The sequence below is a fragment of the Gemmatimonadaceae bacterium genome (assembly GCA_037721215.1).
Lineage (GTDB): Bacteria > Gemmatimonadota > Gemmatimonadetes > Gemmatimonadales > Gemmatimonadaceae > UBA4720.
On record JBBJNV010000003.1, the window covers coordinates 138909 to 162118 of the forward strand.

General features: G+C 61.8%; 25 protein-coding genes and 1 riboswitch. Of the genes, 16 read left to right on the forward strand and 9 right to left on the reverse strand.

Going from position 1 to position 23210, the window contains the following annotated elements:
• The first annotated feature begins 3 nt into the window (after window positions 1–3).
• The 6 genes from WKF55_02420 to WKF55_02445 are packed head-to-tail and all read left to right on the forward strand — an operon-like array spanning window position 4 to window position 6414.
• On the forward strand, window positions 4–933 hold the full coding sequence (locus tag WKF55_02420; protein MEJ7758427.1) for a DUF58 domain-containing protein: 930 nt from the start codon (window positions 4–6) through the stop codon (window positions 931–933).
• Window positions 930–2291, forward strand: a complete 1362-nt coding sequence (locus WKF55_02425; GenBank protein ID MEJ7758428.1) for a BatA domain-containing protein — start codon at window positions 930–932, stop codon at window positions 2289–2291. The genes WKF55_02420 and WKF55_02425 overlap by 4 nt, the downstream gene beginning before the upstream one ends.
• Window positions 2288–4282, forward strand: a complete 1995-nt coding sequence (locus tag WKF55_02430; protein MEJ7758429.1) for a DUF4175 family protein — start codon at window positions 2288–2290, stop codon at window positions 4280–4282. The genes WKF55_02425 and WKF55_02430 overlap by 4 nt, the downstream gene beginning before the upstream one ends.
• Window positions 4282–4893 (forward strand): DUF4159 domain-containing protein, encoded by a 612-nt coding sequence (locus WKF55_02435; protein MEJ7758430.1) that lies wholly within the window; start codon window positions 4282–4284, stop codon window positions 4891–4893. Before WKF55_02430 ends, WKF55_02435 begins: the two co-directional genes overlap by 1 nt.
• Window positions 4877–6178, forward strand: coding sequence for a hypothetical protein (locus WKF55_02440; protein MEJ7758431.1), 1302 nt, complete (start codon window positions 4877–4879; stop codon window positions 6176–6178). Before WKF55_02435 ends, WKF55_02440 begins: the two co-directional genes overlap by 17 nt.
• Entirely contained in the window at window positions 6106–6414 is a 309-nt protein-coding gene (locus WKF55_02445; GenBank protein ID MEJ7758432.1) for an ATP-binding cassette domain-containing protein, read from the forward strand. Before WKF55_02440 ends, WKF55_02445 begins: the two co-directional genes overlap by 73 nt.
• 7 nt (window positions 6415–6421) lie before the next feature.
• Here WKF55_02445 and WKF55_02450 read toward each other — a convergent pair whose 3' ends face one another.
• Window positions 6422–8149, reverse strand: coding sequence for a M28 family peptidase (locus tag WKF55_02450; GenBank protein MEJ7758433.1), 1728 nt, complete (start codon window positions 8147–8149; stop codon window positions 6422–6424).
• A gap of 227 nt (window positions 8150–8376) precedes the next feature.
• Here WKF55_02450 and WKF55_02455 point away from each other — a divergent pair, with 227 nt between their 5' ends.
• Window positions 8377–8523, forward strand: coding sequence for a hypothetical protein (locus WKF55_02455; protein ID MEJ7758434.1), 147 nt, complete (start codon window positions 8377–8379; stop codon window positions 8521–8523).
• Between the two features lie 172 nt (window positions 8524–8695).
• On the opposite strand, the gene WKF55_02460 is transcribed toward WKF55_02455, so the two are convergent.
• From WKF55_02460 to WKF55_02470, 3 genes are read right to left on the reverse strand one after another with little or no spacing between them, the layout of a single operon-like run.
• The gene (locus WKF55_02460) at window positions 8696–9097 is read right to left on the reverse strand and encodes a hypothetical protein (GenBank protein ID MEJ7758435.1); all 402 of its coding nucleotides are present in this window, start codon (window positions 9095–9097) and stop codon (window positions 8696–8698) included.
• Window positions 9094–9423, reverse strand: coding sequence for a hypothetical protein (locus WKF55_02465; protein MEJ7758436.1), 330 nt, complete (start codon window positions 9421–9423; stop codon window positions 9094–9096). The genes WKF55_02460 and WKF55_02465 overlap by 4 nt, the downstream gene beginning before the upstream one ends.
• Window positions 9420–10169 (reverse strand): RNA polymerase sigma factor, encoded by a 750-nt coding sequence (locus WKF55_02470; protein MEJ7758437.1) that lies wholly within the window; start codon window positions 10167–10169, stop codon window positions 9420–9422. Before WKF55_02470 ends, WKF55_02465 begins: the two co-directional genes overlap by 4 nt.
• On the opposite strand from WKF55_02470, the gene WKF55_02475 reads away from it, so the two are divergent.
• From WKF55_02475 to WKF55_02495, 5 genes are all read left to right on the forward strand, one after another.
• Window positions 10153–11598: a serine hydrolase gene (locus tag WKF55_02475; protein MEJ7758438.1), complete on the forward strand. Its 1446-nt coding sequence runs from the start codon at window positions 10153–10155 to the stop codon at window positions 11596–11598. The genes WKF55_02470 and WKF55_02475 overlap by 17 nt on opposite strands.
• Before the next feature lie 190 nt (window positions 11599–11788).
• The gene (locus tag WKF55_02480) at window positions 11789–12457 is read left to right on the forward strand and encodes a prephenate dehydratase domain-containing protein (GenBank protein ID MEJ7758439.1); all 669 of its coding nucleotides are present in this window, start codon (window positions 11789–11791) and stop codon (window positions 12455–12457) included.
• A gap of 12 nt (window positions 12458–12469) precedes the next feature.
• On the forward strand, window positions 12470–12889 hold the full coding sequence (aroH, locus tag WKF55_02485) for a chorismate mutase (protein ID MEJ7758440.1): 420 nt from the start codon (window positions 12470–12472) through the stop codon (window positions 12887–12889).
• 53 nt (window positions 12890–12942) lie between these two features.
• Window positions 12943–13419 (forward strand): hypothetical protein, encoded by a 477-nt coding sequence (locus WKF55_02490; protein MEJ7758441.1) that lies wholly within the window; start codon window positions 12943–12945, stop codon window positions 13417–13419.
• 38 nt (window positions 13420–13457) lie between these two features.
• A complete protein-coding gene (locus tag WKF55_02495; GenBank protein MEJ7758442.1) occupies window positions 13458–13832 on the forward strand; it encodes a DUF5615 family PIN-like protein in 375 nt (124 codons plus the stop codon).
• Window positions 13833–13853: 21 nt separating this feature from the next.
• On the opposite strand, the gene moeB is transcribed toward WKF55_02495, so the two are convergent.
• From moeB to panB, 5 genes are all read right to left on the reverse strand, one after another.
• Window positions 13854–15089 carry a molybdopterin-synthase adenylyltransferase MoeB gene (gene moeB / locus WKF55_02500; GenBank protein ID MEJ7758443.1) on the reverse strand — a complete coding sequence of 412 codons (1236 nt, stop codon included), beginning with the start codon at window positions 15087–15089 and terminating at the stop codon, window positions 13854–13856.
• A 4-nt stretch (window positions 15090–15093) separates the two neighbouring features.
• Window positions 15094–15369 carry a MoaD/ThiS family protein gene (locus WKF55_02505; protein MEJ7758444.1) on the reverse strand — a complete coding sequence of 92 codons (276 nt, stop codon included), beginning with the start codon at window positions 15367–15369 and terminating at the stop codon, window positions 15094–15096.
• The gene (gene thrB, locus WKF55_02510) at window positions 15360–16328 is read right to left on the reverse strand and encodes a homoserine kinase (protein MEJ7758445.1); all 969 of its coding nucleotides are present in this window, start codon (window positions 16326–16328) and stop codon (window positions 15360–15362) included. The genes WKF55_02505 and thrB overlap by 10 nt, the downstream gene beginning before the upstream one ends.
• A gap of 133 nt (window positions 16329–16461) precedes the next feature.
• A complete protein-coding gene (gene thrC, locus WKF55_02515) occupies window positions 16462–17727 on the reverse strand; it encodes a threonine synthase (GenBank protein ID MEJ7758446.1) in 1266 nt (421 codons plus the stop codon).
• Window positions 17728–17775: 48 nt separating this feature from the next.
• Complete coding sequence (gene panB / locus WKF55_02520) at window positions 17776–18705, reverse strand: 3-methyl-2-oxobutanoate hydroxymethyltransferase (protein MEJ7758447.1); 930 nt, start codon at window positions 18703–18705, stop codon at window positions 17776–17778.
• 114 nt (window positions 18706–18819) lie between these two features.
• Window positions 18820–18895: riboswitch (SAM riboswitch) on the reverse strand.
• A gap of 65 nt (window positions 18896–18960) precedes the next feature.
• Between panB and WKF55_02525 the strand changes: the two genes are divergently transcribed.
• The 4 genes from WKF55_02525 to WKF55_02540 all read left to right on the forward strand — a co-directional run bounded on the left by WKF55_02525 (window position 18961) and on the right by WKF55_02540 (window position 23209).
• Window positions 18961–20769, forward strand: coding sequence for an ABC transporter ATP-binding protein (locus WKF55_02525; protein ID MEJ7758448.1), 1809 nt, complete (start codon window positions 18961–18963; stop codon window positions 20767–20769).
• Between the two features lie 117 nt (window positions 20770–20886).
• On the forward strand, window positions 20887–21813 hold the full coding sequence (locus WKF55_02530) for a DUF4349 domain-containing protein (protein MEJ7758449.1): 927 nt from the start codon (window positions 20887–20889) through the stop codon (window positions 21811–21813).
• Between the two features lie 179 nt (window positions 21814–21992).
• Window positions 21993–22574 carry an RNA polymerase sigma factor gene (locus WKF55_02535; protein ID MEJ7758450.1) on the forward strand — a complete coding sequence of 194 codons (582 nt, stop codon included), beginning with the start codon at window positions 21993–21995 and terminating at the stop codon, window positions 22572–22574.
• Window positions 22571–23209 (forward strand): hypothetical protein, encoded by a 639-nt coding sequence (locus WKF55_02540; GenBank protein ID MEJ7758451.1) that lies wholly within the window; start codon window positions 22571–22573, stop codon window positions 23207–23209. The genes WKF55_02535 and WKF55_02540 overlap by 4 nt, the downstream gene beginning before the upstream one ends.
• The last annotated feature ends 1 nt before the right edge of the window (window position 23210 follow it).

Genomic DNA, 23210 nt, shown 5'->3' on the forward strand with positions numbered 1-23210 from the left:
AAGATGCTCCCCTGGGGAAATTTTGACTCCGCTGCCGGGCGGCGGGCACCAGGCACCGGAAACGAGTTTGCAGATCTCCTCGATGCCGTGCACGGTATCCGTTGGCCCTCGGGCTCAGCAGTGAGGAGCGGCGCTTCCGGAGCGCATAACTCGCGGCTTCGCGGAACCTCGGCCGAGTTCACCGAGTATCGCCCGTACCGGCAGGGAGACGACCTCGGCCGTATCGACTGGAAGCTGTTCGCGCGCAGCGATCGCGCATACATAAGGCTGTCAAATGATCGTGCGGTTTTGCCGACCACGATCGTACTCGACGCGAGTGCGTCGATGGCGTTTCCTGTCGACTCGCTGGCGAAATGGAAGTATGCGGCGCAGATCGCAGTTGGACTCGCGGCGGTCGCGCGCAATTCCGCCGATCCTGTTGGCTTGGTGATCGCGCACACCAGCGAACCAGTCCAGCTTCCACCGAGAACGCGGCAGAGTGCCATTCACGAAGTGATTCGCGCGGTCAGTGAAATTCAGCCCGGCGGAGATGCACCGTTGTCGCCGTCGGTCAGCGCCGCGATACGTGTCAGTGGACGAGTGGTCGTCATTACTGATTTTCTCGGCGACTCCGCCGATCTGCTCGTCAATGCGGCGCGGGCAGTAGCCGGCGCGCGAGAGCTGCACGCGATTCATATAGTTGCGCCGGAAGAGATGGAACCGTCGCGCGAGACGCGCCTTGTCGCAGACCCTGAGCAGCCCGACGTGCGCCGGCCACTGACCGAAGACGCCCGCGTACAATACCTCACGGCATTCAGTGCATGGCGGGACAATATCGCTCACGATTGGAGTGATGCAGGGGTTTCATATACCCTTGCGCTTGCCGGAGCGGAGGAGCCGGCCAGTTTCATTCGCCGCGTAACTGCGCCTCGTGGCATGGTGGCCAGCGTGTGACGCTGCTCGCTCCCGGCTTTCTTTACGCCGCAATGGCTGTTGCAGCAGTAATCACAGCTCTCCATTTCCTTGTGACGCGCCAGCCACAGGCCGCAATGCTCCCGACCGCCCGGTTCGTCCCCAACTTGCCGGCAACGGCCACCTCCCATGCAGCTCGCCCGTCGGATCTTATTCTTCTCCTGTTGCGGCTGCTGCTGGTGATTGCGACGGGGGCTGCGCTCGCGCGTCCTGCGCTGACTCCGTCCAGGGCGCCAATGGCGCGGCTCATACTTGCCGATGTATCGGGCGCGGTGCGGAATGTCGGAGAGCTTAGAGACAGCGTGGGCAGCGTATATCGAAGGGGCGACGTTCTGATCGCGTTTGACTCCGCGGCCCGCCGGATTCCCAGCGGCGCGGTCGACAAGGTCGCTTCGTTACCGGTATCAGCGGCTCGCGGCAATCTGTCCGTGGCGCTCGTGTCCGCGATTCGTGCCGGGGGGGACATGCGCGAACGAGCCGACAGCATCGAGCTGGTCATCGTGTCACCGTTTGCGGCGGAGGAATGGAACGCAGCGACCGACACCATTCGAAAGCTGTGGCCGGGTCGCGCCCGGATCATTCATGCGGGGGCCCCGGCAGAAACTGTCAGGCCTCGTTCTTTTCAGATACTGACGAGAGCACCGGCCGGCGATCCAATGCATGTGACGGCGACACTCTCAGCCACTGAGCGGCGCAGCGAGACGCGTCTGATTCGCGACGATGCAACGGTTGCGGATGCTCAATGGGCTGCCACCGCCAATCGCGTCCTTGTCGCATGGCCTGCCGAAGCGCGACCGCCCGGCGCTGTCACGCGCCCAGGGCAGAACGTGAATGAACAGCCACCAGCAGGTGGCGTCGTCGCCGGAAGTGCCGTGGTTATCGCCGCGTTCGAACGACAGTGGGTATTCCCCGCCGATTCAATTGCAGGCGCTCATGTGGTTGCACGGTGGATAGATGGTGAACCCGCCGCAGTCGAGCGCCAAGCCGGGGATGGTTGCGTTCGGTCTGTTGCAATACCAGTCACGCACTCCGGCGATCTCGCAATCAGAGCCGAGTTTGTCCGCCTCGTGACGGCGCTTACTGGACCGTGCGTCGCTGAGGTCAGCGGTGCGCCGCTCGTCCAGCCGAAGCTGGCAACACTCGCCGGCAGTGGCGGATTTGCGCCCCGCGAGGCGTTCAACGCAAGCGCCGCTGGTAACTCGTTGCTCGCGCCATGGCTGTTTGGTTTGGCGATTGCCGCCGCGGTGCTGGAGCTTTTCGTTCGCGGTACTGACCGCACCGCTGCAAGTGGGAAAACGGATGGAGCACAGTCGGGCACTTTGGAAAAGGGCCAGTCATGACCGCAAAACAGCGTGTCGACTCTGCGCGCATGCAACTCGGCGTTGCTGTTATCGCCGGTGCAGTGGCCTGGGGCGCGGCGTCGATGCTCGGTGTACTCGCGGCCTTTTCTTTTGCATCAGCGATTGCACCTCCCGGTAACGATGCTGGTAACTGGAAGCTCGTCACCGCAATTACCGCCGGAGCGCTTGCAAGCGGGACAATCCTGTGGCGGGCCCGGCATCTCGCATCGCGCTATCGAGTTGCGCTCTGGATCGAGGAACGAATCCCGCGCCTGCACTACTCACTCATCACTGCAATCGAACCCGCGTTCGCCGCAACTTCTCCCAGGGAACATTTTTCCAGGCTCGAAGAAGCCGTAGCCCGGGAAGATTTTGCTGCCGTAACTGGAGCGGCCGTTCGCCGAACGATGCTACCCGCCATTGCGGCGGCTTTCATTGCAACCGCAGTGCTCTATGCCTCCGCGCTCTCCGCGCCTGGTGAGGAAGGATTGTTGTCGCGACTGGCTGACGGAACTCCGCAATCCACCGCAGCAGCCGGCAGCAAACTGGAAAAACTCGAAGTAATTGTGACGCCCCCCGGCTACACCGGCGCGCGGTCGGAGACGCTCGACAATCCGTCGTCGGTTTCCGCACTGACTGGCAGCAGGATTCTTGTCAAAGGCGCAGGCACTGCCGAGAGTCTGCGCGCGTCTCTCGGTACGGCCAGGCTGACCGTATCGGCTGGGCGCGAATCGTGGTCGCTTTCGCTGACCATGCCGCGGGGAGCCGCAGCACTTTCACTTCGGGATCGAGGCCACGAGCGGCTTCTGATACTCGAGCCGATGTCGGACGCACCACCTGTAATCGCACTGTTGTCGCCACAGCGTGACAGCACACTCCGACAGCCACGAATGGTCGTGCGATTATCCGCGAGAGCCACCGATGATATCGGTCTCAACGGCGCGTACTTCGAGTATCTGGTAACAACCGGGTCCGGGGAAATATTCAGCGCCCGTACTTTGGCGACACCAGTCGTTCGCTTTGAAGGAGCGAAAACTGGATCGTTCAGCGCAACGCTGGACCTGGGATCCCTGAAACTCGGTCAGGGTGATGTAGTCTCGATGCGGGCGGTCACGCATGATCGGAACTCGCTGAGCGGGCCCGGCATCGCCACGTCCGATACGCGGACTTTTCGCATCGCGCGCGCCGACGAGTACGCTGCCCTCTCTGTGGATGCAGCAGCCCCTGCGCCTGTCGACAGTTCGGCGATGAGCCAGCGGATGCTGATCATGATGACCGAAGAGCTCATCAGAAAGGAGAAGAAATTGTCTCGCGCCGAATGGGTGAAGCAGTCAACCGATCTCGGCGATATGGAGGACCGTATCCGAAAGCGGGTCGACGCGATTCTCAACGCCAGCGATTCGCCGGAGGACCAGTCGCACCTGGAGGAGGCCGGTCATGTGCACACTCTGGATGAGAACGACGGACCCCTGAACAAGGATCTCCTGGAAGCATACAACGCGCTTTGGGAAGCTGTGCGATCGTTGCAGATCGGTGAGCCAGGGCCTGCACTGCCGCCGATGCGTGTGGCACTGAAAGCGCTGGACCGCGCGCGGGTGGCAAACAGGTTATACCTGCGCGGAGCACCACCGGCAGTGATTGTCGATCTGGCGCGCGTGCGTCTCTCGGGCAAGGAGAAGGGTGCGGCGAGCACACGTACTGCACGGACTGCTGCCGATACTGCAAGAGCGAGAATGGTCCTCAGGTTCAACGATGCGATCGAGATGTTGCCGCGCGCGGCGCCGGGTGCGCTCCGAACGTTGATGCTGCTGCGCGTCGAAGCCATTGCCGTTGCGCCATTGTTCGCGGCAGCATTGGGCGAGGCCGTCGAAGCATTGAGATCGGGGCGTGACGCGACTCTTTCGCTGCTGCGTGCGCGCCGCGCGCTCGAGGGCGAGCCCAGCGGAGTTCCTGGTCTGTCGCCGTGGTCGGGATCGGGGGCAGGCGGCTGATGAGCGAATTTGTCTTCTGTACCGGGCGCTATGAATCGGGCGATTGGGATAGTGCGCCCACCTTGCCAGCCAATCTGATTGATTCTGTCGCGCGATATACCGGGGTCGACGTGGCGCCATCGGGGGCGATCGTGTCGCTCGCATCCGAAAGAATTCTCGATTATCCGCTCGTGTATCTCACCGGACACCTCCCATTCCGTTTCACCGAGGCCGAACGGCGCAATGTGCGCACACTGGTCAATCGCGGCGGGATGCTCTTCATCGACGACCACAATCATGACATCGGCGGCGTCTTTCACAAAACGGCCGTAGAGGAAATCAGCCGCACGTTCGCGCCACCGCGCGATCTCCCGAACGATCACACCTTGTACAACTGTTTTTTCAAGTTCGACGACGGGCCTCCTGCGACAAGCCATGAGCTCAACGGATGGGGTGACAACCTTGTGCACCGCAATCTTCAGGCAGTGATGCGCGGCGACAGGATTGCCGTGCTTTACAGCAGCAAGGATTACAGCTCGGAATGGAACTACCACCCCGACAACAAGCGCTTCTCGGCCGTCGATAACACGCGGTTCGGCGTCAACATCATAGTGTATGCCCTCACACGTTAACGGGCGGCAGATGGCCGAGCATGTGCTGCGTGCGATGAGTATCGGCGTGCTTGGGTGGATGTTGTGGCTGTCGTTCGACAAGGGCGTCGCCGTATCGAATGTGTCGGCGGGTTCGGCAACGATTGCGGGCGCGTTACTCGACTGGACGACGACAACTGTTGCGCCACCGCGAATCGCCATGCGTCTCGACAGTGCACCGACACCGATCGAGAGGGATTGGCTGGCAGCGCTTCGCGGAGCTGGCAGCGCCGTCGTGTGGAGCGGAGCTGTCGCGGCGTTGGGGATTTCTGTTCAACCGGTGGTGTCGCCAAACGGGGGCTTGACCGTGACGGTCGCTGCCCCCGACAGCGCGGTCGTGGCGCTGAGCGATGAGCTTGGGGCGATCGACACTGTCATGGCCATTGGATCGGGCGCGAGGTTCGATGTTCCCGCGTCGACTGGACTATTGACGGCGCGGGTTGGTGGCACCACAACTCGTACGTCCAGGACAGACAGTGTGACGATCCGCCGACTGCTCGTCATTGGCGCGGCCGGGTGGGAATCGAAGTTTGTTGTTGCGGCGCTGGAGGAGGACGGGTGGAAAGTCGACGCCGACATCAGGGTCGCGCCGGGAATCGGCGTGAGTCAGGGAGATATTGCTTCGATCGACACATCACGTTACGCGGCGGTGGTGGTTCTCGATGCGTTGGGAGCGGGGCGGGCGTCGCAGGTCGGCGCCTATGTTCGGAGCGGGGGTGGAGTGATTCTGGCGGGGAGGGCGTCGTCGGCTGACGCGTTTGCGGAACTCCGTGCGGGCTCGCTCGCAACGGCTCGTCCCGGCGGTGACGGTATCGCTGTCGCGGTGGGTGCGACGACTCTGCGGACTCTTGCATTCGCCCCGGTATTCAACCTCAGGGCTGACGCAGTTGCGCTGGACCGCCAGGGAACGACCGTCACGGCGGCTGCGAGAAGGCACGTCGCGGGCCGGGTGTTGCAGCACGGGTATTCCGAAACGTGGCGTTGGCGGATGAGCGGAGGTGAAAACTCTGTCAGTGAGCACCGGCGCTGGTGGACATCGGCCGTAGCAAGTGTCGCCTACGCTCCGCGAATTGGCTTGGCGCGCGTCGAAGGGACTGGTGCCGCGCCGCTCGCGGCGCTTACGGCTGCGCTTGGTCCGCGATCGGCTGTTCTGCCGTCAGATACAGGCGAGGGCGCGCGGTCGATACCGATGTGGTGGCTATTCGCGGTGTTGTCGGTTTCGCTAATCAGCGAGCTGGCGTCGCGCAGGTTGCGTGGTGTGCGATAAACCTGGCGGGCCGGCGCGGTCGGTTCCTGACGAGGCGCAGTGCGGGAACGCTGTCCGGCGGCGAGAGAGCCCGCGTCGCGCTGGCGATGATTGTTCTCGCGCGGGCCAACCTGCTGGTCCTCGATGAGCCGACCAATCACCTCGACGTCGAATCGATTGAAGCGCTCGAAGAATATGACGGTACCGTGATTCTGGTGAGCCACGATCGGGAGGTGTTGCGAACGCTGGTCGTTTAGCCTGCGCCTACGGTGGCCGCGAAGCTCGCGCTGCTCTGTAGAATTCGCTGTCCGCTGTCCACCTGAATGGTGAGTGCATTTCCGCCGCGTGCACGCCAAGATGGTAGAGAAATCGAGCTTCCTCTACGGCGCCCGACATGTCCCACGTTGGAAGTATCTCGTCCGAGGGAACGTGGGTTTGCGTCGAGCTCAATTGCTCGAGTGCCCACCCGCGAGGCTTGCCTGTTACTTCGCCGTCCAGACCTCCAAACCATGACGGAACACCTTTGGTAAGAAACGCCGACTGGTCGGAGGCCATCCAGTAGTCGCTCCATCCAGGCACAAACTTCTTCCCCATGCGCCGTGCTATTAAACCAGCGGCTGAGTCGACGGTCGAGTATCCAAAGCCGTTCGAGGAGATGGTGTCGGTTCGTCCCCATGTCCATGTCCAGTCCATGCCGATCGCCAGCACCGTCTTGTCCATCGGACAAACCGGATTGGCCACGTACGCGTCCGCGCCCAACATGCCCGACTCTTCTGCCGTCGTTGCAAGAAATACTGTGGTTCGGGCCGGAGTACGCGGCAGGGCGCGTGTCGCTTCGGCGATCGCGAGCATGGTGCTTACCCCCGCGGCGTTATCGAGCGCGCCGTTATAGATCGAATCGCCGTTCACCGGCGGCCCTACTCCGTAAGCATCCCAGTGCGCGGCATACACAACGCATTCACTCCGAAGCGCCGGGTCGGAACCGGGAATTATGCCAATGACATTGTGGCTTGTGAAAGGAATGGAATTCACGACGAAGTCCGCGTCGAGCATCACCGGCAGCAACGAGGGCGTAAACGCAGAATCCTTCGCTCGTTGTCGCCATCCCGCGATGGAATCGCCGATGCTGCGCGCCAGTCGATCAGCGCCGGACGCTGAGAGAACGACTGTAACTGGAGGCTCCGGTATTGTAGAAGGTGCGTCCCCGATTGTCGCACTGTGTTGCGTGCGGCGAGCGCGAACCGCATGGACCGAATCGCTTCCCCCACGTACGATGATAACGCCGGCGGCACCGTGCGCAATCGCATGACGAGCGCGGAGAAACCACATGCCGTGATACGTCGATGACGCGTTCGGCGCAAAGCCACGACTCGTGAGTGACGCGGGTTCCCCATCGAGGATAACGGCGATGTTGCCAGCGAGGTTCGCGCCCTTGTAGTCATCCCAGCGGAATTCAGGTGCAACGATTCCGTGACCGACGAGAACCAGTGATGCACGCGATATTCGATGCGGTCCGGGCTTGATCGCGCCGATGATGACCTGCCGATCCTGAATCAGCGCGATCCGCTGTCCCCGTGCCGTGAAGCGAACCGACCCTTTTGCTGACGCGGTTCGCAGCCGAACGGGCTGGAGATATTGTCCAAGTCTTGCGGGCTCGAGACCGATGCGCCTCATCTCACGCGACAGATATTCGGTTGTTATCGTCCCGCCGCGGTGTCCGGGCTTCCTTCCGAGCATGGAGTCGTGCGCAAGGGCCGATATGCGACCCATCAATCTGGCAACGCTGATGACACTCGCGCTTTGATCAACCGCGCGAGGGTCGAGAGGATGTTGCGCAGCAAGCGCGAGTGGTGCAGCGACGAGGATCACGGCGAGGATAATCAACGCAAATATCGCCACCGCCTGATTCAGAAAGCGTTTAGTCATGCACCACGGATGCAGGTCTTCCGGCCGGAGCGCAAGGGAGCTGTTCGTCTTCACCGGCGCCCGCATGAGGTGAATCCGCCGGACGATAAGACTCGTAAATTCGCACTGAAGCGTACGACCCACTGTGAGCGAGTGGGCGACTTCGACGCGACAACCGCCTGTACTATTCGAAGGCGATCGTCGCCGCAGCCTTCGGATTCCAGTATCCTGACCGCGGTCCTCTTCGGCCAGCGGACTTCAGTGGTGGTGAGGCTACCGTTCAGGCGAAACTAGGGGAGCTCGGATTCGAAAGGGTGGCAGTGAGGCCAGTTGCGCCGGCCCTCGCCGAAGTGGGAGATACCGGCGTGGAGCTCGAACAGCGTTTCCACAGGCGCATGATCGACATCTACAAAGCTGCAAGGACATCGGATACAACACGTCTCGGTTTCTCTCGATGGTGAATGAGCATGGGGGCTTGGAAACCGCCAAGATTCTTCTTCGAGCGAAGACGGTGTACCAGCGAGCTGGCGTCGCGCAGGTTGCGTGGTGTGAGGTAAACCTGGCGGGCCGGCGCGGTCGGTTCCTGACGAGGCGCGTCGCACCGCCCCGCCCCGCATCGGACGGCCCGTGATTTCAGGGGATGCGCAGCGTATCGACGCGAGAGCTGCCCATCGATTTGCGCCTGATCAGGTAAGTGGCGGGCTGCTGGAGCCTCTTCAGCTGCACACGCTGTAGCGGCGACAGCAGAGAATCGATGCTACGCTGCATGGAGTCCGATACCGCTGCGAGGCGTGGAGCGAGTGAGATGAGCACGGCGTCGGTCGACGGCTGAAATCGCGCGAACACCTCGTCCACCTGCTGCCGCTGCGTTGGGGTGAGCTGAAGCTTGCCAGCCGCTTCCGACCAGCCGTGTGCAACGGGCGTTCGAGAACGCAAGCGCATGACATCGACCGCGCGCATCGAGGCGGCTCCGGCCGCAAAGGTGGCGGCAAACGCGAGCGCTGCCATCAGTCGTGGTGAAGAAACCATTTTCATGGCGCTAATTCCATCGTGATCCCACTCATCGCAGCATAGACATCCTGCGCACGCGGCAGGGTCCCTTGCAGCGCCGTCGACAGAATCCATGGTTCTGATTCGATCGCTCCAACCGGGGCAAAAATGCCAAACACCAGCATCACAACGGTCATTGCACCGGCGATCACACTCAACCGCACCGCCGCACTTTCGACGGCAAGCGCAGTTCTGGACGGTAGGCGTCTGGGATTCTCGCCAAGGGATCGACAGATTCCTTCGGCGAGGCGCTCCATCCGCTGCCGGTCTGCTGGCGTCGCGCACAACGCATCCAGGTCGTGTCCGTTCATTCGTCGCCTCGATACTGGTGAAGCTCCAACTTGAGCGCGCGACGCGCGTTCATAAGATGCTTGCGCGACATCAGCGCGGACGTACGCAGCAACTCGGCGATTTCCGCATGCGAAAAGCCTTCGACGTCGTGGAGCCATAAGACTTCGCGTGGCACCGGCTTCAGCGTCGCGAGCGCCCGGAGGATGGCGGCACGCGCGTCGCTCCTTTCGGCGAGGATTGACGGATCGGCGTCCTCCGATGCCGGCTCGAACCCCGACAATACTTCGTGCTGTCGTACCCGACGGAACTCCACCACGTTGTAAGCACGGTTCCGCACGATCCGGAGAAGCCACGCGCGAAACCTACCTGGGTCGCGCGCCGAGCGAAGTTCCTTGAACGCGAGGAGAAACGCGTCCTGGACGACGTCATCGGCGTCCGCATCCGACTCGACCACCGCCCTGGCGACGGCGTGGGCGACGGCGATGTAGCGATGGACCAGCTGCGCGAACGCGCCGGCGTCTCCGCCAAGTGCGCGCGCGACGGCATCCGCGTCCTCGATTCCCCGACTTGGGTCATGGTGCGTCTTGGGCTCGTCGGCCAGTGAAATCCCGCTGCAGAGACTCGTGCTGTTGGTAGACAGGTTTGGCCGGGGAAGTGTTACCGCGCTCTGGTAACAATGTCGGGGGTGCGCCTGTCTCCTTCGTAACTCGACTGATTGAAACTGTTGCTTTCTCCCACCGGAGTGCCGGATGCGAATCGTGCGCATTGTTGCAGTGAGCTGGCTTTTGACGACCGCGATGGCGTACGCGGCAAGCGCCCAGGGCGGCGGTCCGCCGTCCGACTCGGCGCTGGCGCGGTCGATCGCGTCCTACCTGGACGCCGAAGCCGACCGTTTCTCGGGCGTGGTGCTGGTCGCGCGGCGCGGGGAGCCCATCGTCGAGCTCGCGTGCGGCTACGCCAATCGAAAGATGTTGGTCGCGAACACCGCGGCGACGCGATTTCAGCTTGCCTCCGGCGACAAGTGGTTCGCGAAGGTGGCGATCTCTCAACTGGTTGCTGCGGGGAAAGTGAAAACCTCCGACACGGTCGGAAAGTTTCTTCCGCGGTATCCGAGCGCGACGGTTCGGTCAAAGGTCACGGTCGAGCAGCTCTTGACGCACCGATCCGGGCTCGGCATGTACTGGAACGATGCGTATGCCGCGCGCAGGAAGAGCCTGCGGACCCTCGACGACGTCGTCGCGCTTTTCTCGCACGAGGAACCGGCGTTCACCCCGGGCGAACGACAACTGTACTCGAACAACGGGTATGTGCTGCTTGGGCGCATCGTCGAAGTGGCAAGCGGCATGTCGTGGTATGAGTACGTCCGGCGCCAGATAACCACACCTGCGGGGATGACCCGAACCGCGTACCTGACGCTCGACGAATGGCCCGCCGACAAGGCGATCGGTTTTACTGCGACTGCGGGCGCGCCGCAGGCCACCGAGAACACGCGAAGCATTGCGTTTCGCGGTTCCTCGGCCGGAGGCGGGTACTCGACGGCTCGCGACCTGCTGCGTCTCGACGCCGCGTTGCGCAGGGGCGAGATCGGAGACACGGCGGTCCTGGCGCGAATTACGGCGCGAGCTCCGGGCGGTCGCGTGATTCTCGCGAACGGTGGTGGCGCGGGCGCGAACGTGGAGATCAGCCGGCTGGGGGACTACACGATCATCGTACTGGCCAATCTCGACCCACCGGCAGCTACTCGCGTTCTCACGCAGATCGTGGCGCTACTGCAACCGGCGGCACCCCCGCCGGCCAATCCACCGTTCGCGGCCGGTGCGAACCGGCCCGCGGCGAACCTGCGAGCGGAGGTCGAACAGCTCAACGCGTCGATGGTCGAGGCGTTTCAGCGAGGTGATCCATTGGCGGTCGCCGCGCATTACACCGATGACGCGCGGATCATCGGCCCACGCGGCGCGGCGGTGGAGGGCCGTGAAGCCATCAACGCATACTGGAAGGGCTTTCCGTCGCAGGGGCGCACGTGGAAGCTCGAGGCGCTTGATGTCGGTGGCACGCGCGACCTCGTGTATCAGTACGGCCGCTCGACGATTTCCGGCGGGATAGGCTCGCAGAGCGTTGCGTGGATCGGCATTTGGCGGCGACAGGCAAACGGCCAGCTTAAGCTCGCGGTGGACTACTGGGTGCCGAGCCAGTAATGAATAATTTCAGCGGGCGCTGATCGCCGGCAGAATGTACCGAGGTATGTACTCGCGCTGCGAAATGAAGCCTGCAGCCTGCGCGTAATTGCCGCCTGTGAACGCAATCACCAGGTCTAGATCCGGAATCGTTCGGTTCGCCCGGCCGGCCGCGTTAGTCTTCTTATCAGGTAATAGTTGAGGGGGTTCGATGAAGATCACCGCCAACGGGCAGGTGATGGTTCCGGTCGCCATTCGCGAACAGCCCCGAGTCGCATTTCAGGGCGCGCTCGGCTCGTTCAGTGACGAGGCGGTGAGCAGAATCTGGGACGGGCAGGCTGTATTGATTCCGATGCGTGACTTCCACGCCGCGGTTCAAGCGGTCGTGGTGAGCGATGCCGACTACGCCGTCCTGCCGGTCGACAATACTATAGTAGGGCGGATCTCCGAGAGCCGCGAAGCGATCTCAGGTACCCCCGATGCATTCGTCGTCGGGGAACTCACCCTGATGGTTCGGCAGTGCCTCCTTGGGCAACCGGGAGCCACGATTGAACGTCTACTCCGCGTGTTCAGCCACCCAGTTGCGCTCGCACAATGCAAAAAGTTTCTTGCCATGTACCCGGCGATGGTTCCAATCGAGGCGTACGATACGGCGGGAGCTGCCGCCGAAGTAGCTTCACGTGGAGATGCTGCAGAGGCTGCGTTTGCACCCCACGGGGCGGCCGCGCGCCACGGACTGGCTGTGCTCGCCCCAGACGTTCAGGATGACGCAGCCAATGCGACCAGGTTTGCTATTCTCGCATCGGCCAACGACAACGAACATCCGCCGAGCTGGCGACCTGCGCCATTTTTTTACCAGTTCCCCCGGGAACTGGATTGATCCGAGGAACTCATGGACAGTGAGCACGGCAGCAATTTTGAGATGACGCGCGTACGGGCGGTGCGGGGAGCGACGGTGGTGAGCGCTGACGAAACACGGCTCGTCTGCGACGCGGTCCGCGAACTGCTCAACGAAATGACTCGACGAAACGGTATCGCGACGGACGACATCGTCAGCGTCCTGTTCACGATGACGCCCGATCTCAAAAGCGAGTTTCCGGCGCGGGCGGCGCATGCGCTCGACGGCTGGCACGAAATACCAATGCTGTGCACAATCGAGATCGACGTGCCCGGGGCGCTTGCAAAATGCATCCGCGTATTGATGCATGCTTACTCCCCGCTGTCCCGTTCGGAGATCAGGCACGCCTACCTGGGCGACGCGCGGCAGCTCCGGCCCGATCTGCTGGAAGGCGCCGGCGGCTGGTCACTGTAGTTCGACAGTGACATCAGTTACGTTGTAACTCTTCTGTGTGAAAAGGGACAGGAATGTCATTGGTCGTCAGCATGCGCCTCAAGGAGCCGCAGATGAACCGTCTTCGGAGGCTTGCCCGCCGCCTCGGACGGACGCCAAGCGAAGCCGGCGCATTATTGATCGAAGAAGCACTGCGGCAGACAGAATTCGGGCAAATCGTTTTCCGGGACTCGCCCGCAGGAAGGCAGGCGTATCTCCAGGGCTCGGGGCTGGCTGTGTGGGAAGTAATCGACGTCGCCTCCCACTACGGCATGGACCCCATACGGACGGCGAGACACCTGCACTGGCCCGACGAGCGCGTAAAGGCGGCGCTGAACTACGCCAATGCGTTCCCCGAGGAGATCGAAATCGCGCGGGAGGACAATGCCTCGTACAACCCTGAAGCGGTATTGCGAATGTTGCCGCAGGCAACCGTCTTCTCGGCAGCGGATAAGCGACCGCGAGGAAAGTCAGCCAGCCGTCGCAAGCCCACACCGCCTGCGCGCTCGTAAGGAACCTGACCAGGGAGCACGAGAACCGATCACACCGCGTGGCACTGCATTTTCTGCTCGATGAGCACATCTCTCCCGATGTCGCGGATGCCCTGCGACTGGCGCGTCCCCGGTTGCGCGTCACCACCGTCCGGGATTGGGGGGTCGGAATGCACCTCGGAATAGCTGATGACGCAATGCTCGCCGTCGCCCACGCTCACAAGCAGACGCTGGTCACGTACGACCAGCGGACGATTGTCCCACTCATCAAACGACTGGCGGAAGCCACAATACCGCACGCCGGGGTCATTTTCGTCGACGAAAGGACTTTCGCTCCCAGCGACCTCGGCGGATTGGCACGTGCACTCGGCGTACTATGGGACGAGCTCGGCCGATCCGACTGGACGAACCGCGTGGCGTACCTGATCCGCTGAAGGCCTCGCCAGTCTATCGGTCTAATACCGCGCGACCGTCGGGTCCACCTCCTCGCTCCACCTGATTATGCCGCCAGTCACGTTATTGAGTCGCATAAATCCCTCGGCCTCAAGCTGCCGCGCGGCGGCGAGGCTCCGTACCCCGCCCTTGCAATAGATAACCAGCTCGCGATCGGGATCGAGCCCCGGAATCGCGGCCGCCAGAGTTCCCAGCGGAATCAGCCTCGCCCCCTCGATACGCGCGATCTCCCACTCGAACGGCTCCCGTACATCGATGAGATCAAAGTCATCACCACGGGCAATTCGCGCTGATAAATCCAGTGGAGACAACTCGACAATCCCGGAATTACCGCCACCCGTCGCGTGGGTAGCGGCAGCGCCTGATTGTGCGTGACCCACACCGCAGAACTGCTCATAGTCAATTAGCTCCCGTATTTCCCGTGTTCCACACGCGGGGCATTCAGGATCGCGTCGAAGCTTCACTGTGCGGAACTGCATTCCGAGCGTATCCACCAGCAACAACCGGCCGGCGAGCGATTCGCCCACGCCCAGAATGAGCTTGATGGTTTCCGTAGCCTGAATGGTACCGATAATTCCTGGCAGCACGCCAAGCACACCGCCTTCCGCGCAGCTCGGCACAAGTCCCGGTGGAGGAGGCTCGCGAAACAGGCACCGATAGCAGGGACCGTCGGCCGTGGCGAATACAGATGCCTGGCCCTCGAAGCGGAAAATGCTGCCGTACACGTTCGGCTTGCCGAGCAGGACGGAAGTGTCGTTGACGAGGTAACGGGTGGGGAAATTGTCGGTGCCGTCGACGATTATGTCGTATTCCGCGGCTATCTCGAGCGCGTTGGCGGATGTGAGCGCAACCTCATGCGGCTCCACCGTCACGTGCGGATTTACGTCGTTGATACGGTCGCTCGCTGAGGCGATCTTCGGGCGGCCGACGTCTTTCGTGCCATGAATAACCTGTCGCTGCAGATTCGTCACGTCGACAACGTCGAAGTCCACGAGGCCGAGTGTGCCGACGCCGGCAGCGGCAAGGTACAGTGCCGCCGGTGAGCCGAGGCCGCCGGTCCCAACCAGCAGCACCCGCGCGGCCTTGAGGCGCCGTTGTCCCTCCATGCCGACATCTGGAAGAATGAGATGCCGGCTGTAGCGCAGGATCTCTTCGTTGCTTAGCGGCGGAAGTGCGCCTGAATCGGAAACGGTCGCTCCGCCTGAACTTACATGATCAGAGTATTGGGCCACTGTCATACAGTCACCCTCCGGCAATTGCCGGGACGATAATGATCTCGTCGCCATCACGCACCGGCGCCGAGAACCCGCCGGCAAAGCGTACGTCGTCATCATTGAGATAGAAGGTGACGAAGGGATAGGGCGCGCCCGATTCGTCCCGAAGCCGCGGCGCAAGGTCGGGGAATCTGCCGGCGACATCGGCAACGACTTCGCCGAGTGTCAGGCCGTCTGCGTCGAGTGTGCGGCGACCGCCGGCGAGTTTCGCCAGCACCGTCGGGAGGGCGAGTGTTACGGACATTGGTTCTCCTGTAGAATGATGGCCGACGCGCCGGCCGGTTCGTGCAGAATGATAGCAGTCGCATCTATCCCGATCCTTTTCCACGCCGCGACCATTGCGTCACCAGCATATTTGGCGACGCTTGCAGTCGCGATCGCGAGAAGGGACGAACCGGAGCCACTGAGAGTCGCGCCGATCGCGCCGGCCGCAATCGCTGCGGCCCTGACCTCATCGAAGCCCGATATTGCCGCGCTTCGATAGGGAACGTGAAGCAAATCGTCGAGCCCGGCACGGAGAAGCTCTTGATCACCGGTCTCGAGTCCTTTGACAAGTGCAGCGGATCTGCTGATGGCACTCACGGCGTTAGCGTATGCCACAGACTCAGGCAGGACTGAACGCGAAACTTTCGTATCGCACGCAAAACCGGGAATGACTATTACGAATGCAACGCCCGGAGCTACACGCAGTCGTGCCACCGCGTGACCCGCGGCGGTTCGCACCGCCAGCACGGCGCCACCGTAAAGGGCAGCCGCAACGTTGTCGGCATGACCTTCAATATCGACGGCCAGCGCCAACAACTGCGCGGTAGTGAGTCCGAGACACAGGGCTTCGTTCGCGAGCATGCATCCAGCTACGATCGCTGATCCCGACGAGCCCAGCCCGCGACCAACTGGGATATCGGAGCTGACCATGAACGCGACATGCCGGGATAGCTTCACTCCCGCGAACAGGTACGCGCTCCTGAACCCGATATACACAAGGTCGTTTGCGGCCTCGACGGGCAGGCCTTTAAGTGTGCCGTTGCGCACGAACGAGACACCCTCGCGTTGAGCAGCGATCCCTGACGGCAAGCCCGGACGGATTTCGTCTAACGATACAGTTGCAACGAGCCAAAGATCGACGGCGAGCCCGACGCAATCGAAGCCTGAGCCGATGTTGCTGGTCGAGCCCGGAACGCGAACAGTTGCAGTGCGCGTCACCGCTGACGATTCTTGAATCGCATTGGATTTCGCGGTCCTGCCACTGTTGTCTGTAATCACAGCGGTCACCCGAGCGATGCCTCCAAAAGGGTTTCGTTGCCCTTTGTCTCCATCGTTCCTTGCCACAGACTGGTCACGCCCGTGATCCCTCCACCAATGCGCGCACTTCCCTGAGCCTCGCCCCAATCACTGGCGCTTCGGGGAGAATACCCGCGAGAACCTCCGTAGTCTTGAGCCCGTTACCAGTGATGCACAACACGACTTCGTCGTCATCGTTGAATCTTCCCTGCGCTGCAAGCGCAAGCGCGCCCCCCAACGTCACCCCGCCGGCCGTTTCCGTGAAAACACCGGTGCTCTCAGCGAGGAGGCGAATGCAATCCACGATTGCCTGTTCGCTCACTCGCGCCGCCCAACCTCCGCTGTCGACGATCGCACGTCTCGCGAACAATCCGTCGGCCGGATTTCCAATAGCTATCGAACGCGCAATGGTGTCAGGCACCACCGGAGTGATCGCATCGGCTCCGCTCTCGACAAGATTGACGATAGGTGCGCAGCCACATGCCTGGGCTCCATAGATGCGCGGCGCCTGGCCGCCCACAAGGTTCGCGTCAGCGAATTCATCAAATCCCTTTCGTAATTTCGTAACCAGCGATCCGCCAGCCATCGGGGCAACTACGGCAGTCGGAAGCCGCCACCCCAACTGTTCGGCGATCTCGAACGCCATCGTCTTGGACCCTTCGCCATAGTAGCCACGCAGGTTCACGTTCACGATTCCCCAGCCGAACTCATCAGCCACCTGCGCGCAGAGACGGTTGACGTCGTCGTAATGGCCGCGCACCCTCACGAGGTTTGGTCCGTGCACGGCAGTCGCCATGACTTTACCGAGCTCGAGGTTTTCAGGGATGAATATCCACGCCTTGAGTCCGGCGCGGGCGGCCTGTGAAGCGACGGCGTTGGCGAGATTTCCTGTCGATGCGCAGCCGATCGTATCGAGCCCGAACGCGGCAGCCGCATTGATTGCGGTAGCGACAACGCGATCCTTGAATGACAGCGACGGATGCGAAACGCTGTCGTTCTTTACCCACACGCGGGCGACGCGAAGCACTGACGCGAGCCGAGGCGCCTCGACCAGCGGAGTGAACCCCGTATCCAGCGAAAGCGCGGGCTCGCCGTCAAAGGGAAGCCACTCTTTGTAACGCCAGAGCGAAGCCGCGCGAGACGCGATCACTTTCCGCGTCGGGAGGACGCGCGCCGGATTTGGGAACGGATCGATGGGGCCCAGGCACTCGTCGCAGATAGCGACTGGAGCCGCGTCGTACTCGGCGGCGCACACGCGGCAGCGTTGCGGACGCGGACGCAGGGAATCGACTGCCACATTCGGATGGACGTTTGTGGTCATCTAAAAAAATACCTCACCGACGCGATGCCCCGTGCACGACGAGCTGCGTCACCTCGCGATCACCAGCTCGGCCGGGAACGAATTCTCGTGCGCCACGCACGGAGGAGCCTCGATCCGCAGGTCGCGCACGTTTTCCCGCAGGTCATGAATCTCGGCTTCCTGTTCGCGGGATATCGCGTAACAGTGTTCCGGCCCCGGGAAACGAGCGCCGCGCACGTCATCGGCATACGCGCGGAAAACACGCTCGATCTCCTCGCCCACACCTCCGTACCGCTTGACGAAGCTCGGCCGGATGTCTCCGACAAAATTGCCGAGTATGTCGTGGGAGATAACGAGCTGGCCGTCAACGTGCGGGCCCGCCCCGATCCCGTACACCAGGATCCCGACGCTCTCCCGCACAAGCGCCGCCGTCTCAGCGGGCATCGCCTCCAGCAGCAGAGCAAAGGCGCCCGCCTCCTGCAACGCGATGGCGTCGTCCACGAGTTTTTCCGCGGCAGCGCGGGATTTGCCCTGAACCCGGTAGCCACCCAGCTGGCCCAGCGACTGCGGCGTGAGTCCCAGGTGTCCCATGACGTTGATGCCGGCGTCGGTCATTGCCCGCACGCGCGATGCAACGCGTGAGCCCCCCTCGCATTTGACGGCGTCGCACCCGAGCGCGACAAACCGTCCAGCGCTGATAATTGCCGTCTCGTCAGATGGCTGATACGAGAGGAAGGGCAGATCTCCGACGACGAAGCTGTACGTGCTCGCTCGACAGACACTGCGGACGAAGACAATCATCTCGTCCATGCCGATGCCAAGCGTATTGGGAAGCCCCATCATCGTCATCGCCGCCGAATCCCCAACGAGCAGCATGTCGACTCCGGCGCGTTCGGCAAAAGCAGCCGTAGCGTAATCGTAGGCGGTAACGAAGACAGCTTTTTCTCCACGTTCACGAAAAGCGGCCAGCGTTGCAGTCGTGACTTTCTTGCGTGTCATGGCGGTACTCCGGGACAGCAGCGGAAGGGCGGCGGGCGATCTGCGTGGTGCCCGAGCACCTGCGCCGCGTCAAACACTCGCCGAGTGGCTGCTGAAAACACGAAAGCCCACGGAGTAGCCGCGGGCGAGAGCGTTTTAGCGAGTTGTTTAACGTGGCTGCAATAGGCGGCAAATCACCACGAAATCAGTTGTACCATCATTGATACCGCGCACGGCCCCTGTTGTCAAGCCGCGAAACTCGTTCAGATTTCCTGAATGGATATTCTCAAGGGGTACCTGAAGAACTACTGGAAGCTGGTGGGACTGGCGCTGGTCCTCGCCACCATCAATCAGGTCTTCTCGCTTCTCGATCCGCTGATTTTCCGTCACATCATCGACAACTACGCGACCCGCTACAAGGATTACACCACCGAGCAGTTCATAAGAGGGGTTGCGCTGCTGCTGAGTGCTGCTGTCGGTGTGGCATTTGTCTCGCGGGTGGCAAAAAACTTCCAGGATTATTTCGTCAACGTCGTTGTGCAGCGGCTGGGTGCCCAGATGTACTCGGACGGAATCCGCCACTCGCTCGAGCTGCCGTACTCGGTATTCGAGGACCAGCGCAGCGGCGAGACACTCGGCAAGCTGCAGAAAGTGCGAAGCGATGTCGAAAAGTTTATTTCGATGTCGATCAACATGCTATTCACGACGCTGGTTGGGGTGGTGTTCGTGGTGATCTACGCACTGTCAGTGCACTGGGTGATCGCGCCGGCGTTTCTGCTCACGGTTCCAATGCTGGGCCTTCTCAGCTCAATCCTCAGCAAGCGGATCAAGGTGATCCAGAAGGAGATCGTCGCCGAGACGACGGCGCTCGCGGGATCGACTACGGAGTCGCTGCGGAACATCGAGCTCGTCAAGAGCCTGGGGCTTGCCGATCAGGAAGTGAAGCGGCTCAACTCCACGACCGACAAGATCCTCAAGCTTGAGCTGAAGAAGGTCCGGTATCTCCGCAGTCTGAGCTTTATCCAGGGAACGTTCGTAAATCTGCTGAGAACGTGCATCCTGTTTTTGATGCTGTATCTGATCTTCACACAGAAAATCACCGTTGGGCAGTTCTTCTCCCTGCTGATCTATTCGTTCTTCATCTTCGGCCCGCTGCAGGAGCTGGGAAACATCATCAACACGTACCGGGAGACCGAGGTATCGCTGGAGAATTTTCGCGCGATACTTGCCATCCCCAAGGACCCAAAGCCGGAGAACCCAGTTCCGCTGGAGGAGCTCAACCGGCTGGAGTTCAGCAACGTCAGTTTCACGCACCAGACCGCGAGCACGCCCGCACTCAGCGACATCTCGTTCAGTGTCGATCGTGGTGACACGATCGCGTTTGTCGGTCCGTCGGGCGCCGGCAAGACAACTCTCGTCAAGCTTCTAGTCGGACTTTATCCGGCGAAGCAGGGCGAGATTCTGTACAATGGTCACTCGAGTACCGTGATCGATCTCGACCATTTGCGTGAACGCATTGGTTTCGTCACTCAGGACACTCAGCTGTTTTCCGGAACGATTCGCGAGAATCTTCTCTTTGTGAGCCCGCAAGCCACTGACGAAGAGTGTCTCGACGTACTACACAAATCGGCTGCGCACACTCTCCTCGCCAGGGCCGACAAGGGGCTTGATACTGTTATCGGCGAGGGTGGCGTGAAGGTATCCGGTGGAGAAAAGCAGCGGTTGTCAATTGCGCGGGCATTGCTGAGACGGCCGCACCTGCTCGTATTCGATGAAGCGACGTCGTCGCTGGATTCACTGACCGAAGAGGAGATCAGCCGGACGATGCGCGATGTTGCGAGCGACCGTGGAGTGATGACAATACTCATCGCTCACCGGCTTTCGACCATCATGCATGCCGATTGCATCTACGTGCTCGAGCAAGGGCGCATTGTCGAATCGGGGCGGCACGACGAGCTCCTCGAGCGGACGGGACTGTACTATGCGATGTGGCGGCAGCAGGTTGGGGAGCGGAGGGTTGCTGCGCCGACGCCCGCGGCGCCGATGCTCGCGATGCCAAAGGGTGTGGGCGCAACGGTCGGATAAAAACTACGGGCTGCTCGCTGAGCGCCATCCTCGGCTCTGCAAGAATATTCAACCGTAAATGTGCAACGGAGCAGACCGCCCGCGTCCTAACAGTCACACTCAAACGAGCTCACTAAATTGAAATCGCCACTGCTGATTACCTTTGCGGGATTTCTCATGCTCGCTTGCGACGGGTCCGAGCGGGACGGTTCGGGCACTATGGGCACTGAGAATCAGGTCGCAACCGATACTGCCGCGACCGGCTCGGCGAGCGAGCCGAGGTCCGCGCCTCCTCCTGGCATGTCAAGGAAGGTGCAGGGTGTTCGCATGCGCCAGGGCGGAGTCGCGGGCGCAGCCGCAACTCAGGCTGGTACGGCGGGCGCCGGCCAGCTCCCGTCGGCCGAGATTGCGCCGAGCATGTTGATCCGCATGGGGCAAGCATCGATCGAGGTCGAGAAGCTCGACCCCGCGATTGTTCGCCTCCGGCAGTTGACTGCGCAACTGGGCGGGTATGTCGCAAACTCGTCCATCAGCGGCGGCCGCGACCAGATTCGCAGTGCGACTCTGGAGCTGAAAATTCCCGCGGCGCGATACGACCAGGCGATTAACGGACTCGGCGGCATTGGGAAAGTCGAGTCGGTGAATACGTCGGTGGAGGACGTTGGCGAAGAATACGTGGATATGACGGCTCGCGTAACGAACTCCCGGCGACTCGAGGAACGCCTCGTCGGATTGCTTGCCACGCGCACCGGGAAACTCGAGGACGTGCTTGCCGTGGAGCGGGAGCTCGCCCGTGTGCGGGAGGAAATCGAGCGATATGAGGGGCGGCTTCGTTTTCTGCGTACCCGGGCGGCGGTCAGTACTCTCAGCGTCACCGTCCATGAGCCGACACCGATTCTCGGACAGACTCCCGGAGAGAATCCCATCGCCTCGGCGTTCCGGCAGGCCTGGCGCAACTTCGTCGGTTTCATCGCTGCGCTGATTGCATCGCTCGGCGTGCTTATTCCGCTTGCGTTGCTGGCAGCGGCGGGGTGGATTGTGTATAGGAGAGTGAAGCGGGGATAAAGGGCTGAGGTGCGGACTGGCCGAAAGCTTGGTCCGTAATCCGCAGCCGATAGTCGTCCGGCACTGCCCGAGCCTTGGCGCTAGAGCTTGGGGCTCGCAAGTGAGGACGGGGATCGCTCGTCCGATAGTTAGCCCCGTTAAACCCTGCGACGACGAGCGGCATCATAGATACGAACCGAATGATCACCTTCCCCGTAACGCCGACGCCGACGATTCCATTTCCTTCATCTGAAAGCGGCGTTGCACTGAACGCGGTCCGCCGTGCGCAGGGCGGTGACGTCGGCGCATTCGAGGAGATTTATCGCGAGCATTCGCCGCGAGTCTACGCTCTTTGCCTGAGGTTATCGGGAAACTCGGGGATGGACGCGACGGAGCTGATGCAGGACGTGTTCATTCGGGCATGGAACGGGCTTGGGACGTTCCGCGGTGACTGCGCGTTCTCGTCATGGTTGCATCGTCTGGCTGTGAACGTGATGCTGGAAACCGCACGGGGCGACGGACGCCGAATGGCTCGTGTAGTAACGATGGAGGAGCCGGACACCGTCGGGGCGATGTCGGCGCCGGTTACACCTGATCTGCGGATGGATCTTGAAAATGCAATCGCCGGACTTCCCCCCGGCGCCCGTACAGCGTTCGTCCTTCACGACATCGAAGGATACAAGCACGAAGAAATCGCTGAACAACTCGGCGTAGCGGTAGGAACCGTCAAGGCGCAGCTCCATCGCGCCCGCAAGCTCCTGATAAAGGCCCTGGACAGATGAAAGACGACATCATGGATGACGACGTCGATGAGAGCATCGATGACAGCTCAGTCAACGATACGCGGCTCCGGGCGTTGCTTGCCAGAGCGGCTGAACTTCCGAAGAGTGTCGAGCCACCTGCCGATGCATGGCCGAAAATCCGGGAGGCTATTGCGGCTAAGGGTGCAATCGCCCCGGAAATCAACCGGCTCCAGAGGAAACCGGCACTGTGGCAACGCCCAGCGTTCCTTCTTGCAGCCGCGGCAGTGCTCGTAATCGGATCATCAGCAGTCACGGCAAAACTGGTGGGCGGGAAAACCGATGCGGCTTCGCAGCCAGTCGCCGTCACCTCGTCCCCCGAGCGCGCGCGTGCATCCGGGCCGGCGACGCTCGCCGAGTTCGTGGAAGTCGAGAAGGACTACATCAGGACTGCGAGCCAGTTGTCGGAGACACTCCAAAGTGGTGAGGGTTCTCTGGCTCCCGAAACCATTGCGAAGCTTGACGAAAGTCTGCGCGTGATCGATGCCGCGATTCTCGAGGCCCGTCGTGCGCTCGCTGCCGATCCGGCCAACCGTACCATCGTGGAAATGCTGTCTGGATCGTATGAGCAGAAGCTCGACCTGTTACGCCGCACGACAGAGATGGCGCGCAGTTGAG

Coding starts and splice junctions, on each gene's coding strand:
- WKF55_02420 (MEJ7758427.1), top strand. CDS start 4: ATGCTCCCCTGGGGAAATTTTGACTCCGCTGCCGGGCGGCGGGCACCA.
- WKF55_02430 (MEJ7758429.1), top strand. CDS start 2,288: ATGACCGCAAAACAGCGTGTCGACTCTGCGCGCATGCAACTCGGCGTT.
- WKF55_02435 (MEJ7758430.1), top strand. CDS start 4,282: ATGAGCGAATTTGTCTTCTGTACCGGGCGCTATGAATCGGGCGATTGG.
- WKF55_02440 (MEJ7758431.1), top strand. CDS start 4,877: ATGCCCTCACACGTTAACGGGCGGCAGATGGCCGAGCATGTGCTGCGT.
- WKF55_02450 (MEJ7758433.1), bottom strand. CDS start 8,149: ATGCGGGCGCCGGTGAAGACGAACAGCTCCCTTGCGCTCCGGCCGGAA.
- WKF55_02460 (MEJ7758435.1), bottom strand. CDS start 9,097: ATGAAAATGGTTTCTTCACCACGACTGATGGCAGCGCTCGCGTTTGCC.
- WKF55_02465 (MEJ7758436.1), bottom strand. CDS start 9,423: ATGAACGGACACGACCTGGATGCGTTGTGCGCGACGCCAGCAGACCGG.
- WKF55_02475 (MEJ7758438.1), top strand. CDS start 10,153: ATGCGAATCGTGCGCATTGTTGCAGTGAGCTGGCTTTTGACGACCGCG.
- WKF55_02470 (MEJ7758437.1), bottom strand. CDS start 10,169: ATGCGCACGATTCGCATCCGGCACTCCGGTGGGAGAAAGCAACAGTTT.
- WKF55_02480 (MEJ7758439.1), top strand. CDS start 11,789: ATGAAGATCACCGCCAACGGGCAGGTGATGGTTCCGGTCGCCATTCGC.
- aroH (MEJ7758440.1), top strand. CDS start 12,470: ATGGACAGTGAGCACGGCAGCAATTTTGAGATGACGCGCGTACGGGCG.
- WKF55_02490 (MEJ7758441.1), top strand. CDS start 12,943: ATGTCATTGGTCGTCAGCATGCGCCTCAAGGAGCCGCAGATGAACCGT.
- moeB (MEJ7758443.1), bottom strand. CDS start 15,089: ATGACAGTGGCCCAATACTCTGATCATGTAAGTTCAGGCGGAGCGACC.
- WKF55_02505 (MEJ7758444.1), bottom strand. CDS start 15,369: ATGTCCGTAACACTCGCCCTCCCGACGGTGCTGGCGAAACTCGCCGGC.
- thrC (MEJ7758446.1), bottom strand. CDS start 17,727: ATGACCACAAACGTCCATCCGAATGTGGCAGTCGATTCCCTGCGTCCG.
- panB (MEJ7758447.1), bottom strand. CDS start 18,705: ATGACACGCAAGAAAGTCACGACTGCAACGCTGGCCGCTTTTCGTGAA.
- WKF55_02525 (MEJ7758448.1), top strand. CDS start 18,961: ATGGATATTCTCAAGGGGTACCTGAAGAACTACTGGAAGCTGGTGGGA.
- WKF55_02535 (MEJ7758450.1), top strand. CDS start 21,993: ATGATCACCTTCCCCGTAACGCCGACGCCGACGATTCCATTTCCTTCA.
- WKF55_02540 (MEJ7758451.1), top strand. CDS start 22,571: ATGAAAGACGACATCATGGATGACGACGTCGATGAGAGCATCGATGAC.